Annotated in this window: 6 protein-coding genes, 25 tRNA genes, 2 rRNA genes and 1 riboswitch; all 33 genes read left to right on the top strand. The window is 42.9% G+C overall.

What is annotated here, in order from left to right; all coding sequences use genetic code 11:
• The first annotated feature begins 143 nt into the window (after nucleotides 1-143).
• The 33 genes from IGJ95_RS13490 (at nucleotide 144) to IGJ95_RS13330 (ending at nucleotide 15,278) form a co-directional block, all read left to right on the top strand.
• Nucleotides 144-3,058: ribosomal RNA gene (locus IGJ95_RS13490) — 23S ribosomal RNA — on the top strand.
• 89 nt (nucleotides 3,059-3,147) lie between these two features.
• Nucleotides 3,148-3,263, top strand: a 5S ribosomal RNA gene (gene rrf, locus IGJ95_RS13485).
• Nucleotides 3,264-3,275: 12 nt separating this feature from the next.
• Nucleotides 3,276-3,348 (top strand) — tRNA-Val (locus IGJ95_RS13480).
• 3 nt (nucleotides 3,349-3,351) lie between these two features.
• Nucleotides 3,352-3,424 (top strand) — tRNA-Lys (locus IGJ95_RS13475).
• A 7-nt stretch (nucleotides 3,425-3,431) separates the two neighbouring features.
• Nucleotides 3,432-3,513, top strand: a tRNA-Leu gene (locus IGJ95_RS13470).
• A 26-nt stretch (nucleotides 3,514-3,539) separates the two neighbouring features.
• Nucleotides 3,540-3,612: transfer RNA gene (locus tag IGJ95_RS13465), tRNA-Thr, on the top strand.
• Nucleotides 3,613-3,622: 10 nt separating this feature from the next.
• A tRNA-Gly gene (locus tag IGJ95_RS13460) sits at nucleotides 3,623-3,694 on the top strand.
• Nucleotides 3,695-3,711: 17 nt separating this feature from the next.
• A tRNA-Leu gene (locus tag IGJ95_RS13455) sits at nucleotides 3,712-3,797 on the top strand.
• A 10-nt stretch (nucleotides 3,798-3,807) separates the two neighbouring features.
• Nucleotides 3,808-3,881, top strand: a tRNA-Arg gene (locus IGJ95_RS13450).
• A gap of 9 nt (nucleotides 3,882-3,890) precedes the next feature.
• A tRNA-Pro gene (locus IGJ95_RS13445) sits at nucleotides 3,891-3,964 on the top strand.
• 17 nt (nucleotides 3,965-3,981) lie between these two features.
• Nucleotides 3,982-4,054: transfer RNA gene (locus IGJ95_RS13440), tRNA-Ala, on the top strand.
• Between the two features lie 28 nt (nucleotides 4,055-4,082).
• Nucleotides 4,083-4,156: transfer RNA gene (locus tag IGJ95_RS13435), tRNA-Met, on the top strand.
• Between the two features lie 14 nt (nucleotides 4,157-4,170).
• Nucleotides 4,171-4,244: transfer RNA gene (locus IGJ95_RS13430), tRNA-Ile, on the top strand.
• A 22-nt stretch (nucleotides 4,245-4,266) separates the two neighbouring features.
• Nucleotides 4,267-4,356: transfer RNA gene (locus IGJ95_RS13425), tRNA-Ser, on the top strand.
• 11 nt (nucleotides 4,357-4,367) lie between these two features.
• Nucleotides 4,368-4,441, top strand: a tRNA-Met gene (locus tag IGJ95_RS13420).
• An 18-nt stretch (nucleotides 4,442-4,459) separates the two neighbouring features.
• A tRNA-Asp gene (locus IGJ95_RS13415) sits at nucleotides 4,460-4,535 on the top strand.
• 1 nt (nucleotide 4,536) lies between these two features.
• Nucleotides 4,537-4,607, top strand: a tRNA-Gly gene (locus IGJ95_RS13410).
• Between the two features lie 12 nt (nucleotides 4,608-4,619).
• Nucleotides 4,620-4,693 (top strand) — tRNA-Ile (locus IGJ95_RS13405).
• Nucleotides 4,694-4,717: 24 nt separating this feature from the next.
• Nucleotides 4,718-4,805, top strand: a tRNA-Ser gene (locus IGJ95_RS13400).
• A 14-nt stretch (nucleotides 4,806-4,819) separates the two neighbouring features.
• Nucleotides 4,820-4,891: transfer RNA gene (locus IGJ95_RS13395), tRNA-Glu, on the top strand.
• 13 nt (nucleotides 4,892-4,904) lie between these two features.
• A tRNA-Ser gene (locus IGJ95_RS13390) sits at nucleotides 4,905-4,994 on the top strand.
• A 12-nt stretch (nucleotides 4,995-5,006) separates the two neighbouring features.
• A tRNA-Met gene (locus tag IGJ95_RS13385) sits at nucleotides 5,007-5,080 on the top strand.
• 18 nt (nucleotides 5,081-5,098) lie between these two features.
• A tRNA-Asp gene (locus IGJ95_RS13380) sits at nucleotides 5,099-5,171 on the top strand.
• Nucleotides 5,172-5,174: 3 nt separating this feature from the next.
• Nucleotides 5,175-5,247: transfer RNA gene (locus IGJ95_RS13375), tRNA-Phe, on the top strand.
• 4 nt (nucleotides 5,248-5,251) lie between these two features.
• Nucleotides 5,252-5,322 (top strand) — tRNA-Gly (locus tag IGJ95_RS13370).
• Between the two features lie 11 nt (nucleotides 5,323-5,333).
• Nucleotides 5,334-5,407 (top strand) — tRNA-Ile (locus IGJ95_RS13365).
• Nucleotides 5,408-5,427: 20 nt separating this feature from the next.
• A tRNA-Glu gene (locus tag IGJ95_RS13360) sits at nucleotides 5,428-5,499 on the top strand.
• A 440-nt stretch (nucleotides 5,500-5,939) separates the two neighbouring features.
• Complete coding sequence (locus IGJ95_RS13355; protein WP_153830589.1) at nucleotides 5,940-8,729, top strand: hypothetical protein; 2,790 nt, start codon at nucleotides 5,940-5,942, stop codon at nucleotides 8,727-8,729.
• A 164-nt stretch (nucleotides 8,730-8,893) separates the two neighbouring features.
• Nucleotides 8,894-8,974: riboswitch (SMK box riboswitch) on the top strand.
• Nucleotides 8,972-10,165 carry a methionine adenosyltransferase gene (gene metK, locus IGJ95_RS13350; protein ID WP_010734128.1) on the top strand — a complete coding sequence of 398 codons (1,194 nt, stop codon included), beginning with the start codon at nucleotides 8,972-8,974 and terminating at the stop codon, nucleotides 10,163-10,165. (Overlaps the previous riboswitch by 3 nt.)
• Nucleotides 10,166-10,350: 185 nt before the next feature.
• Nucleotides 10,351-11,829, top strand: coding sequence for an MDR family MFS transporter (locus IGJ95_RS13345; protein ID WP_065096702.1), 1,479 nt, complete (start codon nucleotides 10,351-10,353; stop codon nucleotides 11,827-11,829).
• Between the two features lie 57 nt (nucleotides 11,830-11,886).
• Nucleotides 11,887-12,678, top strand: coding sequence for an alpha/beta hydrolase (locus IGJ95_RS13340; protein WP_034689792.1), 792 nt, complete (start codon nucleotides 11,887-11,889; stop codon nucleotides 12,676-12,678).
• Nucleotides 12,679-12,684: 6 nt separating this feature from the next.
• Nucleotides 12,685-13,221 carry an acyl-CoA thioesterase gene (locus IGJ95_RS13335; RefSeq protein WP_438762107.1) on the top strand — a complete coding sequence of 179 codons (537 nt, stop codon included), beginning with the start codon at nucleotides 12,685-12,687 and terminating at the stop codon, nucleotides 13,219-13,221.
• Between the two features lie 344 nt (nucleotides 13,222-13,565).
• Nucleotides 13,566-15,278: an ABC transporter ATP-binding protein gene (locus IGJ95_RS13330; RefSeq protein ID WP_062806054.1), complete on the top strand. Its 1,713-nt coding sequence runs from the start codon at nucleotides 13,566-13,568 to the stop codon at nucleotides 15,276-15,278.

Below are 15,278 nucleotides of genomic sequence, written 5' to 3'. Positions count from 1 at the left end.
CTGGATATTGAAGTAAAAATGTAAGTAATACAAACCGAGAACACCGCGTTGAATGAGTTTTTTAATAAGTTCAATTGCTTATTTTTCTTGATTGGACTTCTATCGCTAGAAGAAAGATCAAAACCCAACCGCAAGGTTGATAAGGTTAAGTGAATAAGGGCGCACGGTGGATGCCTTGGCACTAGGAGCCGATGAAGGACGGGACTAACACCGATATGCTTTGGGGAGCTGTACGTAAGCTATGATCCAGAGATTTCCGAATGGGGGAACCCAGCATCTTTTATAGGATGTTACGTATACGTGAATACATAGCGTATACGAGGTAGACGCAGAGAACTGAAACATCTAAGTACCTGCAGGAAGAGAAAGAAAATTCGATTCCCTGAGTAGCGGCGAGCGAAACGGGAAAAGCCCAAACCAATGAGCTTGCTCATTGGGGTTGTAGGACTCCAATATGGTAGTTCTTTCAGATAGTCGAATGACTTGGAAAAGTCAGTCAGAGAGGGTGAAAGCCCCGTAGATGAAATTTGGAAGGCACCTAGGAGGATCCTGAGTACGGCGGAACACGAGGAATTCCGTCGGAATCCGGGAGGACCATCTCCCAAGGCTAAATACTCCCTAGTGACCGATAGTGAACCAGTACCGTGAGGGAAAGGTGAAAAGCACCCCGGAAGGGGAGTGAAATAGAACCTGAAACCGTGTGCCTACAACAAGTCAAAGCCCGTTCATGGGTGATGGCGTGCCTTTTGTAGAATGAACCGGCGAGTTACGATTGCATGCGAGGTTAAGTTGAAGAGACGGAGCCGCAGCGAAAGCGAGTCTGAATAGGGCGTTTGAGTATGTAGTCGTAGACCCGAAACCATGTGATCTACCCATGTCCAGGTTGAAGGTGCGGTAAAACGCACTGGAGGACCGAACCCACGTACGTTGAAAAGTGCGGGGATGAGGTGTGGGTAGCGGAGAAATTCCAAACGAACTTGGAGATAGCTGGTTCTCTCCGAAATAGCTTTAGGGCTAGCCTCGGAATTGAGAATGATGGAGGTAGAGCACTGTTTGGACTAGGGGCCCATCTCGGGTTACCGAATTCAGATAAACTCCGAATGCCATTCATTCATATCCGGGAGTCAGACTGTGAGTGATAAGATCCATAGTCGAAAGGGAAACAGCCCAGACCACCAGCTAAGGTCCCAAAATATATGTTAAGTGGAAAAGGATGTGGGGTTGCACAGACAACTAGGATGTTGGCTTAGAAGCAGCCACCATTTAAAGAGTGCGTAATAGCTCACTAGTCGAGTGACCCTGCGCCGAAAATGTACCGGGGCTAAACATATTACCGAAGCTGTGGAGTACACCTTTAGGTGTATTGGTAGGAGAGCGTTCTAAGGGCGTTGAAGGTAGATCGTGAGGACTGCTGGAGCGCTTAGAAGTGAGAATGCCGGTATGAGTAGCGAAAGACAGGTGAGAATCCTGTCCACCGAATGACTAAGGTTTCCTGGGGAAGGCTCGTCCGCCCAGGGTTAGTCGGGACCTAAGCCGAGGCCGACAGGCGTAGGCGATGGACAACAGGTTGATATTCCTGTACTCGTTGTTTTTGTTTGAGCAATGGAGGGACGCAGGAGGCTAAGGAATGCAGACGATCGGAAATGTCTGTCCAAGCAGTAAGTCTTGATAGGAGTCAAATGCTTCTAACTTTAAGGACAAGCTGTGATGGGGAGGGAAATAATAGTACCGAAGTTCCTGACGTCACACTGCCGAGAAAAGCTTCTAGTGAGAAAACAACGACCCGTACCGCAAACCGACACAGGTAGTCGAGGAGAGAATCCTAAGGTGAGCGAGAGAACTCTCGTTAAGGAACTCGGCAAAATGACCCCGTAACTTCGGGAGAAGGGGTGCTGATCGTCAGATCAGCCGCAGTGAATAGGCCCAAGCGACTGTTTATCAAAAACACAGGTCTCTGCAAAATCGTAAGATGAAGTATAGGGGCTGACGCCTGCCCGGTGCTGGAAGGTTAAGAGGAGTGCTTAGCGTAAGCGAAGGTACGAATTGAAGCCCCAGTAAACGGCGGCCGTAACTATAACGGTCCTAAGGTAGCGAAATTCCTTGTCGGGTAAGTTCCGACCCGCACGAAAGGCGTAACGATTTGGGCACTGTCTCAACGAGAGACTCGGTGAAATTTTAGTACCTGTGAAGATGCAGGTTACCCGCGACAGGACGGAAAGACCCCATGGAGCTTTACTGTAGTTTGATATTGAGTGTCTGTACCGCATGTACAGGATAGGTAGGAGCCGTAGAAATCGGAACGCTAGTTTCGATGGAGGCGCTGGTGGGATACTACCCCTGCGTTATGGCCACTCTAACCCGCACCACTAATCGTGGTGGGAGACAGTGTCAGATGGGCAGTTTGACTGGGGCGGTCGCCTCCTAAAGAGTAACGGAGGCGCCCAAAGGTTCCCTCAGAATGGTTGGAAATCATTCGAAGAGTGTAAAGGCAGAAGGGAGCTTGACTGCGAGACCTACAAGTCGAGCAGGGACGAAAGTCGGGCTTAGTGATCCGGTGGTTCCGCATGGAAGGGCCATCGCTCAACGGATAAAAGCTACCCTGGGGATAACAGGCTTATCTCCCCCAAGAGTCCACATCGACGGGGAGGTTTGGCACCTCGATGTCGGCTCGTCGCATCCTGGGGCTGTAGTCGGTCCCAAGGGTTGGGCTGTTCGCCCATTAAAGCGGCACGCGAGCTGGGTTCAGAACGTCGTGAGACAGTTCGGTCCCTATCCGTCGCGGGCGTTGGAAATTTGAGAGGAGCTGTCCTTAGTACGAGAGGACCGGGATGGACTTACCGCTGGTGTACCAGTTGTTCTGCCAAGGGCATTGCTGGGTAGCTATGTAGGGAAGGGATAAACGCTGAAAGCATCTAAGTGTGAAGCCCACCTCAAGATGAGATTTCCCATTTCTTTAAGAAAGTAAGATCCCTGAGAGATGATCAGGTAGATAGGTCAGGAGTGGAAGTACAGTGATGTATGGAGCGGACTGATACTAATCGATCGAGGACTTAACCAAAATAAAATGAAAAACTCGGAGAGTTTCTTACTAATACTTCAAATCCAGTTTTGAGTGAACAAGATTTACTCAATATAGATAACACCAAGTGTGGTGGCGATGGCGAGAAGGATACACCTGTAACCATGCCGAACACAGAAGTTAAGCTTCTTAGCGCCGATTGTAGTGAGGGGTTGCCCCTTGTGAGAGTAGGACGCCGCCACGCTTTGTTATCTTTGGAGGTTTAGCTCAGCTGGGAGAGCATCTGCCTTACAAGCAGAGGGTCAGCGGTTCGATCCCGTTAACCTCCATATGAGCCGTTAGCTCAGTTGGTAGAGCATCTGACTTTTAATCAGAGGGTCACAGGTTCGAGCCCTGTACGGCTCATATTTTTGCGGGTGTGGCGGAATTGGCAGACGCACTAGATTTAGGATCTAGCGCCTTACGGCGTGGGGGTTCAAGTCCCTTCACCCGCATCATATGATTGTTTCTATTTTTTTACGCCGGCTTAGCTCAGTTGGTAGAGCATCTGATTTGTAATCAGAGGGTCGAGGGTTCAAGTCCTTTAGCCGGCATCGTAAATACGCGGAAATAGCTCAGTGGTAGAGCACCACCTTGCCAAGGTGGGGGTCGCGGGTTCGAACCCCGTTTTCCGCTTTGCCAATGTACTACGCGCCGGGGTGGCGGAACTGGCAGACGCACAGGACTTAAAATCCTGCGGTGAGTGATCACCGTACCGGTTCGATTCCGGTCCTCGGCATTACAAATATGCGCCCATAGCTCAATTGGATAGAGTGTTTGACTACGGATCAAAAGGTTAGGGGTTCGACTCCTCTTGGGCGCGTTAGTTTTACGGGAAGTAGCTCAGCTTGGTAGAGCACTTGGTTTGGGACCAAGGGGTCGCAGGTTCGAATCCTGTCTTCCCGATTAGTAAATAGTTTCAAGGGGCCTTAGCTCAGCTGGGAGAGCGCCTGCTTTGCACGCAGGAGGTCAGCGGTTCGATCCCGCTAGGCTCCATTTCATTTAAATAATGAATACTTTTTTTCGCGGTGTAGCTCAGCTGGCTAGAGCGTCCGGTTCATACCCGGGAGGTCGGGGGTTCGATCCCCTCCGCCGCGATTATTTAAGAGCCTGGACCTTTAGCTCAGTTGGTTAGAGCAGACGGCTCATAACCGTCCGGTCGTAGGTTCGAGTCCTACAAGGTCCATAGCGACGTTGTATTTCATATTGGAGGATTACCCAAGTCCGGCTGAAGGGAACGGTCTTGAAAACCGTCAGGCGGGTAAAACCGTGCAAGGGTTCGAATCCCTTATCCTCCTTTTCATATTATCGCGGGATGGAGCAGTCTGGTAGCTCGTCGGGCTCATAACCCGAAGGTCGTAGGTTCAAATCCTGCTCCCGCAATTAAAAACTAAAAACATTGGTTCCGTGGTGTAGGGGTTAACATGCCTGCCTGTCACGCAGGAGATCGCGGGTTCGATTCCCGTCGGGACCGCCACGCGGGTGTAGTTTAGTGGTAAAACCACAGCCTTCCAAGCTGTTGTCGCGAGTTCGATTCTCGTCACCCGCTTTTAGTTTTTATGGGCCTATAGCTCAGCTGGTTAGAGCGCACGCCTGATAAGCGTGAGGTCGATGGTTCGAGTCCATTTAGGCCCATTTATTCAAAATCTTAATGGTTTTGGGGAAGTACTCAAGTGGCTGAAGAGGCGCCCCTGCTAAGGGTGTAGGTCGGGAAACCGGCGCGAGGGTTCAAATCCCTCCTTCTCCGTTTCATTTTTATCTGGCCCGTTGGTCAAGCGGTTAAGACACCGCCCTTTCACGGCGGTAACACGGGTTCGAATCCCGTACGGGTCATTAGCTTTATATTGGAGGATTACCCAAGTCCGGCTGAAGGGAACGGTCTTGAAAACCGTCAGGCGGGTAAAACCGTGCAAGGGTTCGAATCCCTTATCCTCCTTTTTTATATTATCGCGGGATGGAGCAGTCTGGTAGCTCGTCGGGCTCATAACCCGAAGGTCGTAGGTTCAAATCCTGCTCCCGCAATTAAAAACTAAAAACATTGGTTCCGTGGTGTAGGGGTTAACATGCCTGCCTGTCACGCAGGAGATCGCGGGTTCGATTCCCGTCGGAACCGTTTGGCTCGGTAGCTCAGTTGGTAGAGCAATGGATTGAAGCTCCATGTGTCGGCAGTTCGATTCTGTCCCGCGCCATACTGCGGGTGTAGTTTAGTGGTAAAACCACAGCCTTCCAAGCTGTTGTCGCGAGTTCGATTCTCGTCACCCGCTTTAGTTTTTATGGGCCTATAGCTCAGCTGGTTAGAGCGCACGCCTGATAAGCGTGAGGTCGATGGTTCGAGTCCATTTAGGCCCATTATTTTCATATTTTTACCTGGCCCGTTGGTCAAGCGGTTAAGACACCGCCCTTTCACGGCGGTAACACGGGTTCGAATCCCGTACGGGTCATCGAAGATACTTTTGAGAGTATCTTTTTTTTTGCTCTTTTTTACTAAATTGGTTTGAATGATTTTTGTAGTGATCACCAAAAAAATAGATTTTTGGTCTAACTTTTGGGGGCGGTTCAGACTGCATAATCGACGTATTGCTCTTTTTTGGTATTCGACGAGAGCCATGAATGAGTTTGAACTGAATTTATGCCAAGTGAAAGCGAGTTGTTTTTATATTTTTTACTAAAAAAACTATTTAAATAGCTTGCTCATATCCGCTTACAGCACTTTGGTCATAGCTACTAGTTTGATATGAGGTGATTCTTATGGCGAGCTAAGATGTTATGAAAAAGCACTTTTTCGTGATTTCAAAATAAGTGGGAAAAATTTAAATGCGGAAATACTATACTCTTAGAGGTGGATGAGTATGTAAATAATAGAATCATTGGAGGTAGCATAGTGAATGAGGTAACTAGAGAAACGAGTGGAAATAAAAATGATTTTATAAAAAGATTAGACATGTTAGCGACGACATTATCATTAAACGAAGATAGAAAGTTAATTTCACTAGAAAAATATAGGTTGCTTTTTTCGACCTACAAAAAAATGATCGAGACCGATGTTGACCATTTTTTTTTAGAGAAACAAAAACAATCAAAAGTGGTTGAGTCATTGCAACGATCACAGGATTTTCTTACATACAAGAATCATACCTTGCTTTGGGAGGCTTTTGGAAAAATGAGGAGCGATGATCCAACTGATTTTATGCTTTTTTCCGTATTGACGAATCTAGTTGAAGATGAACATGTTTCTCCACAGTTTTTTGGATTGATTGTTTATAAGAAAGAAAATAAGTTGATTGTGGTCAAAGTAGATAGCGAAGAACAGTTCAGTAGTGGTCAAGTATCTTATGCGAAGATTCCAGTAGCAAAGGCAGAAATGCTAAGTAAAATCATTTATTTTGAACGGGACTCTTTAAATCCCAGACCATTTTCTTTACTTAAGGACATCGAGTTGCTCTCTGAGGGCTTCCAAGTAATCCCTGCTTTAACAATAGGAAGACAAGGAATGGATCATAGCAAAACGAAGGAAGTGGAAGATACATTAAAAGTCCTATTGTTTCATTGCAGAACCGATATCTTTTCATTGGATACTGCTGGAAAAGTAACGCCTGTATGGAATCCTTTTGTCAATCAGGCGAATCTAGAAATGCGAAAAAGATTTCTTGAAGCAGTAAAAGGAGAGAATAAAACGTGGAATGAAGTATTTGATCATGTTTTTGACTATTACTTATATCGGATAGGGGAGAAGAGGATAAATCCACTCTTACCGAGTAATAACCAACATGAATGGTGGAACAGAAGTATACAAAATATTTTTGCTAGGGACCCTTATATCCTTACAATGATCGCTACAAATGGAAAAGATCAAACCTCAAACGAAGCAATCCTAAAAAATAGACTTGAATGGGCAGTTCAGCCGACAGCGTTACTGTATGATCAAGTGCTTACTCAAGTCAAATTCAAAAAGTTAACAGAAACACTCTATCTTGATGGAATAATGATGCAGATGTATGAAGATCGGTTAACAATGATCAAAAGTCCTGTAGCAAAAGAAATGACAAAACGTATCCTTTCAAGGTTGGATGACCGATATGACGATATCAACAGCGAAATAAAACGGCGGATTATGATGCAAAGAAAGCAGTCCGATTTGAAAAGAGAAAGTCAATGGCAAAAGGTTCTACCAATGAACTTAGAACAAAAAGATCGGAGTAATTTTATTAAAAAAGAAGAATTGAAACAAAAGCAAAAACAGGATTTTAAAAGAAGGATGGACATGCTCGCTTTAACGTTATCGTTAAAAAGAAATGATGATAGTTTTCTTTTTCCAGAGGTTTATGAATTACTTTTTTCGACCTATATCAAAATGATCGAAACTGATAAAGATGGTTTTTTTATCGATGAAAAAAGGCAAGCAAATATTATTGCTTCTTTAAACCAATCAAACGAACTGAATCAACTAAAACAGGCAAATAGTATTCAAAGTATGTTGGAAAAATTACGAAATAATGATTCAACCGACTTTTTACTGATTCCAGCTTGTTTTAAGACGCTAGATCCGGTAAGAAATGGACACATATCAGGTTTGATTGTATATAAGAGAGAAAATGAGTTCATGGTGATGCAAGTAGATAAAGAAGAAACACTGAAAACTGGTGCTTTATCTTACGTTAAAATACCGATGGATAAAATCCAAGAGTTCAGCCGAGTGCTGTTCTCTGCGCGAGATTTTTATGAATTTAAACCCTATGGGATATTAAAACGAATCGAATCACTCTCACATAGATTCAAGGAGATCCCAACGATAAAACTCGCACCTCAAACAACAGGTAATTGTGGGATCATTGAAATGGAAGCTGCACTAAGAGTGGCATTGTTCTATTGTAAAAAAGATCTATTTGATTTACAGCTATCGGATCGAATAACGCCTAAATGGAATACGGAAGTGCAAGACCTCGCATCTTTAGAGATGAAACGTCGATTTGTTGAAGCCATGAAGGGAGATAATCAAGAATGGAACTTAAATTTTGACTATCTCTTTGGGTATTATATTTATCGAAAAAATCAATCGAAACAAAGTGAGGCAGGAAATGGAGATTTACATAAATACTCTCGCTACGGAGATATACGCATCTTATTTGGTAATGATCTTTATATTGATGAAATAATGAATAATGGGGGGAGAATCCCGCTTATTTTTGATTGCTTTCTGAAAGGAAAAATCATACAATCTGTGGGACCAACAGGTACATTATTAGGCAAAGAAATCTGCGTGATAGCAACCTCTGATTTATACAAAGAATTGCAAAGCAACGTCAATGAACTAAAAATGCTAGAAGAAAGACTGCCATATATCAAGATCCCAGTAGCAAAAGAAATGGCTAAATATTTTATTGCTTGCCTTGTAGAAAAGAATAAAGAAATAGAAAGTCACATTTGCGAACGGATTGGCATCGAATCCAAAACATGTTCCTATCAGGTAGAGAGTCAGTCAACCGTCGATTCGTTTGCTAAAGTTTCTCAATCCCAGCTGACGCCTGCTGGAGTCGCAACAGGTGCTTCGGCTCCTTTGACCAACCAATTTGCTACAATGATTCATCGCAGCAAACAGGCATCGGCGGTCAAAAATCAATGTTCCGTTAGTAAGAAAACCAAATGTAAAAAGCAAGTCACGGTGACAAAATAATCAAAAGGATAGGCAAACTAGTATAATAAAAGATAGGTAAAAAGCTTTTGCGTCAGCTTGCTAACTCAGTTGAGGTTAAATGTCGCTTATTATTGAAAGTTGCCATTTTTTTTCTAAAGAACTACGAAAAAACGAGCGTAAAATCTGTTTATCTGCTATACTTGACTCGTTGCAAGTTCCCGAGAGGATCCGTACGAACGGAGATGCCTTGTAACCGAATTTAACTAGGGGGAATCATAATTATGGTAGAAAGACATTTATTTACATCAGAATCTGTTTCAGAAGGACATCCGGATAAGGTCGCTGATCAAATCAGTGATGCGATTTTAGATGCGATCCTAGAACAAGACCCAAATGCAAGAGTAGCTTGTGAGACGTCTGTAACGACGGGGCTAGTTTTAGTATTTGGCGAAATCTCTACAACAGCATATGTGGATATCCAAAAAGTAGTACGTGAGACAGTCAAAGAGATTGGTTATACTCGTGCAAAGTTCGGCTTTGATGGTGACACTGTAGCAGTATTGGCAGCAATTGACGAGCAGTCACCAGATATCGCTCAAGGGGTGGATGAAGCACTTGAGATCCGTGACGAAAAAGAAAGAGATTTATTAGATGAAATCGGCGCTGGTGACCAAGGATTGATGTTTGGTTTTGCAGTGGACGAAACACCAGAATTGATGCCATTACCAATTGCCTTAAGTCATCGCTTAGTACGACGTTTAGCTGAATTGCGTAAATCAAAAGAATTAACATATTTGCGCCCAGATGCAAAATCACAAGTCACTGTAGAATATAATGACCAAGGACAACCAGAAAGAGTTGATACGATCGTTATTTCGACACAACATGATGATGCAGTTGATAATGCAACGATTCGTCAAGATGTCATTGAAAAAGTGATCAAAGAAGTTATTCCAGCAGAACTACTGGACGAACAAACAAAATATTATATTAACCCTACTGGACGTTTTGTGATCGGCGGACCTCAAGGAGATGCTGGATTGACAGGACGAAAAATCATTGTTGATACGTATGGTGGATATGCCCGTCATGGCGGCGGTGCTTTCTCTGGGAAGGATGCAACGAAAGTTGACCGTTCAGCAAGTTATGCGGCACGTTACATTGCGAAAAATATCGTAGCAGCAGGACTTGCTCGTAAAGTAGAAGTCCAATTGGCTTATGCAATCGGTGTCGCTCAACCTGTTTCGATCTCAATCAATACCTTTGGAACGGCAGAAGTGCCAGAAGAAGCGTTGATTGCTGCGGTAAGAGAAAACTTTGACTTACGTCCTGCGGGAATCATCGAAATGCTTGATTTGCGTCGTCCAATCTATAAACAAACAGCTGCATATGGTCATTTTGGACGTACAGATGTTGACTTGCCATGGGAAAAAACAGATAAAGTAGATGCATTAAAAGCTAGTTTAGCTAAATAATTTATGTTTGAATTGAATGTGTTCGCTGCGTGTGACACACATCAAATGTAGACCAGTAAGCCGGGATATTCGAAAGTAGCTTATGCTACTTTTAGAGTATTTTGGCTTTTTTAGCAGAGTCGAAGTTTATTAGGCAGATGATGCCATTTAAATAACGGAAGTTACGATAAGGAGTGGGCTTGAGAATGGAAAGAAAAACAAACGTGAAAGTCGTAACGATCTGCGTGTTCATCGCTACATTTATGACGGCGATTGAGGGGACAATCGTTACGACTGCAATGCCAACGATCGTTGGTTCACTGCACGGCATGGAAATGATGAACTGGGTGTTTTCGATTTATTTATTGACGAATGCCATGTTGACACCCATCTATGGGAAACTTGCAGATAAAGTTGGAAGAAAACCGATTTTTATTTTCGGTACGCTATTATTTATTATCGGTTCACTTTTTTGTGGGCTTTCTCAATCTATGCTTGGCTTGATTATTTCGCGGGCAATTCAAGGGATGGGTGCAGGAGCAATGATGCCAGTCGCATTGACGATCATTGGCGATTTATACACGATTGAAAAACGAGCAAAAGTGTTAGGGTTGAATAGTTCAGCTTGGGGAATCGCTAGTGTGTTTGGTCCATTAGCTGGTGGGTTTATTGTAGAAGCATTGAGTTGGCACTGGATTTTTTTCATCAATGTGCCGATCGGGTTATTACTGATGGTGCTGATTTGGCTCTATCTCAATGAACCAAAAACAACTCGTGAAGCGAAACCAATGGATCTTAAAGGTAGTTTTAGTTTGATGTTTACGTTGGTTTTGCTGTTACTAGGTTTTCAATTACTAGGTGATCAAGGGCTGACACCATTTGTGTTGGGATTATTAATAGGTAGTGTTTTATTCTTTTTCTTATTCCTGTTCGTCGAAAAACGAGCAGAAGATCCTGTCATCATGCTTCACCTATTCAAAAACCCGCTTTTTGTCGTTGTGAATGCAGCAGCAGCTTTAGCAAGTGGTTTTTTAATGGGGATCGATGTCTATATCCCAATGTGGATGCAAGGAGTATTAGGACTTAATGCGGCAATTGGTGGATTAGTTTTGGCACCACTTTCTCTTGTTTGGATGGTTGGTTCGTTCTTAGCAAGTAAGTGGATGACCCAGATGACCACCTATCGAGTGTTACGTATCGGGTTGTTCATCACCATTGTCGGTGGTGCAGGACTTTGGCTGATGCCATTTCAAAGTAATTTTTTATGGTTCTTCCTGATTTCAACGATCATCGGTGTCGGCTTAGGAATCACAATGACAACATCGACTGTCAGCGCACAAAACAGTGTGCCTTCAGAACAAATGGGTGTTGCCACTTCGTTTAATACGTTAGTCCGCACCATTGGGCAAACAGTGATGGTCGCAGTTTTTGGATTATTGATCAACCGAGTCACGCAAGCTGAACTTGCTGCCAAACAATTGACAGACGATCCGGACATCATGAACAAATTAGTCAATCCACAAACAGCAAAAATGATTGACGCAGAAATATTAACACCATTACGAGAAATTTTGTATCATGGGTTACACCAAGTCTATCTGGTAGGCTTATTATTAGTCATCATCGCGCTAGGGCTAACATTTTTAATTCGTCAAAAAAATGCTACAATAAAAGAATACAAGTAAATTTACAGATTGTTGTCAGAAAAACGATCTGAATAAAGTAAAGAAGGCGAAAAACATATGGCATTTATCCAAGCAAATGTTTATTCAAACGTATTAGAAATGGAAGTCAATCTAAATGTGATCTTACCTCAGACAACCAAAAAAGTGATTGGGACAAGTACGTCGGCAAATATGACGGATGTTCCAGTGCTTTACCTGTTACATGGTATGGGAGGTAATCATAGTGTTTGGCAACGGCGGACTTCCATTGAAAGATATGCGGCGGATTACGGGTTAGCCGTCATCATGCCATCAACGGATTTAGGTTGGTACACAGACACAACGTATGATATGAAGTACTGGACGTTTATCTCAGAAGAATTACCAGAAATCTGTCACGAATTGTTCCCACAACTGACAACGAAACGAGAAAAAACGTATGCAGCTGGTCTTTCAATGGGTGGATATGGTGCGTTGAAATTGGGGTTAGCAAAGCCCGAACGTTTCTCAGCTATTATTTCTCTCTCAGGTGCGGTGTCGGTTGGTAATCGAATGGACGATTTATTGATGATCCGTCAAGCCAAGTTCTGGGAAGGGATTTTTGGTCCACTAGATAGCATTCAAGGTTCAGTAAATGATCCAGCTTACCTTGTTGAAACCTTAGCAAAAAGTGACAAAGAACCACCACGTATGTATCTTGCTTGTGGTGAATCCGATTTTCTCTATCAAGCCAACCAAGAAATGGCAGAAATTTTAAAAGAAAACAACATCGATGTGACATTTGAACATGGTCCTGGGGAACATGATTGGATTTTTTGGGATCAATGGATCCAACGAGCGCTCGCTTGGTTGTTCAACAAAAGGAGCTGACACCGTATGGAAGAAACAAAGTATTGCAAAGACTCGATGGTTATCCAAACACATCGGATCTTTCCCTTTGATTTGAATCCATTTGGGTATCTTTTTGGAGGGAAACTAATGGCAATGATCGATGATGCAGCATCGATTTCGGTCACCCGTCATTGTCGCAGAGGGGCAGTCACTGCTTCTTTAGATAGTTTGAATTTTTTGAAGCCTTTGCATGAAAATCATTCCGTTTGCGTGGAATCTTATGTGTCCGGTGCCCATAAGAAATCAATGGAGGTTTTTGTGAAGATCATCGGTGAAAATTTAACGACAGGTGAACGCTATTTGGCTGCTACTTGCTTTACGACATTCGTTGCGGTTCCTTCACATATGAACCTTGAAAAAGAATTTACGGCGCCACATGTCATTCCTGAAACCGAGGAAGAGCAATTAGTTTGCAGTGGGTACGAGGAACGCCGTGCTACAAGACAGAAAGAAAGAACAGCCTATAAAGAATTTGCCGCTAGTTTATCTTTAGATCTCCCTTGGACAAGAGAACGAGAATAAGTCTACTTATGAATGGTAGAAGAAATGCAGAAGTGATCGATCAAGATCACTTCTTTTTTATTGTGGCGAGCAAGATAGGTGCTAAACGGATTGGAAATAAGCATAATAAAGAAGAATTCTATAACGTACCTTTTATAGTGAGAGGAAGATAAACTCAAGAAGAAAGAAGGTGTATTTAAAAACAGATACTTTAAAGTTTCTTTCTATTATAAAAGTAGTTCCAGCGTTAAAAAATTACAGGTTGATTTCTTTTTTCAAACATGGTAAATTGTTAGTCGGTCTATTTTTACGAATTATAAAATAGGACGATTTATTATAAAAAAAGAGAGGTGTAAGTCACAAATATGAAGCTTATTTTAAAACATGCAAAAAACTATCGATTAGCTGTTTTTGTTTCTTTGCTTTCTGTCGCACTTATGGTGACAGCTACGCTTTGGCAACCTAAGTTGTTGCAACAAGTATTAGAAGCAATCATTACAGAAGACAGCGATGAAATGCGCACGATTGGCATTTCTTTGATTAGTTTAGCACTCCTAGGTTTAGCAGCTGGAGTCACGAACACGATATTTTCTGCTAAAGTCGCACAGGGTGTCAGTGCAGATATCCGGGAGGAAGCGTTTCGCAAGATCCAGACCTTCTCATTTGGTAATATTGAACAGTTTTCTGCTGGAAATTTAGTGGTGCGCTTAACGAACGATATTACGCAGATCCAAAACTTAGTTATGATTTCTTTGCAATCTTTGTTCCGTATACCGTTTCTGTTTATTGGTGCATTTATTCTTGCGATGGCAACAATGCCTCAGTTGTGGTGGATCATCGTTCTTTTGATCGTTACTGTATTCTTGATCACAGCACTGTCCTTTACACGTATGGGCAAGCACTTTATGATCATCCAAAAACTGATCGATAAAGTTAATAGTATCGCAAAAGAAAATCTAATGGGGATTCGAGTAGTCAAATCGTTTGTCCAAGAAGAAAATCAGTTGAATGAATTTAGTAAAGTCAGTGAAGATTTAACGAAGCACAATATCATTGTTGGAACATTATTTTCAGTCATGATCCCCTCATTTATGTTAGCTGCGAACTTAGCTGTGGTGGGAGCAATCTTCTTCGTCAGTGATCTTGCAAAAGATGATCCAACCCTGATTGGTGGTATTGCTTCATTTATGAACTATTTGATGCAGATCATGATGGCGATCATCATCGGCGGTATGATGATGATGATGACCTCAAGAGCCGCTGTTTCCTTGAAACGGATCAAAGAGATCTTAGATACTGAACCAGATTTAACTTATCTAGATGTACCTGAACAAGAATTGACTGGTTCTGTTCGTTTTGAAAACGTGTCTTTCCGTTATCCTGGTGATGATGCAGATACACTCAAAAATATCACTTTTTCGATCGAGCCTGGTGAAATGGTTGGTATTGTTGGGGCAACTGGAGCAGGAAAGTCAACTTTAGCACAATTGATTCCACGCTTGTTCGATCCAACGGAAGGGAAAGTAGAAGTTGGTGGTGTTGATCTACGACAAGTGAATGAACATAGTTTAAGAAAAACCGTCTCGTTTGTTTTACAAAAAGCGATTCTTTTTTCAGGCACGATTGCCCAGAATCTACGTCAAGGGAACAAGAATGCAACAGAAAAGGATATGGAAAATGCTTCTTCTATCGCTCAAGCCAAAGAATTTATCGAGAAATTAGCTGATCGTTATGAAGCACCAGTCGAAGAACGTAGTAGTAACTTTTCTGGTGGACAAAAGCAACGTTTATCTATCACACGTGGTGTGATCGGTCAGCCAAAAATCCTGATTCTAGATGACAGTACCAGTGCATTAGATGCCCGTTCAGAAAAACTGGTTCGCGAAGCCCTTGATCGTGAGTTAAAAGACACGACAACGATCGTTATCGCTCAAAAGATTGCTTCTGTTGTCAAAGCAGACCGCATCTTGGTACTAGATGAAGGAAAACTAGTGGGTGAAGGAACGCATGAAGAACTCGTTGCAAACAATCAGGTATATCAAGAGATTTTTGAAACTCAAAAAGGAACGGAGGAGTAG

This window comes from Enterococcus sp. AZ156, from assembly GCF_051714165.1.
Lineage (GTDB): Bacteria > Bacillota > Bacilli > Lactobacillales > Enterococcaceae > Enterococcus_B > Enterococcus_B pernyi.
The sequence above is the reverse complement of the archived record's forward strand: the minus strand, read 5'-3'. Positions and strand labels throughout refer to the sequence as shown.

Coding starts and splice junctions, on each gene's coding strand:
- metK (WP_010734128.1), top strand. CDS start 8,972: ATGGTAGAAAGACATTTATTTACATCAGAATCTGTTTCAGAAGGACAT.
- IGJ95_RS13340 (WP_034689792.1), top strand. CDS start 11,887: ATGGCATTTATCCAAGCAAATGTTTATTCAAACGTATTAGAAATGGAA.
- IGJ95_RS13345 (WP_065096702.1), top strand. CDS start 10,351: ATGGAAAGAAAAACAAACGTGAAAGTCGTAACGATCTGCGTGTTCATC.
- IGJ95_RS13335 (WP_438762107.1), top strand. CDS start 12,685: ATGGAAGAAACAAAGTATTGCAAAGACTCGATGGTTATCCAAACACAT.
- IGJ95_RS13330 (WP_062806054.1), top strand. CDS start 13,566: ATGAAGCTTATTTTAAAACATGCAAAAAACTATCGATTAGCTGTTTTT.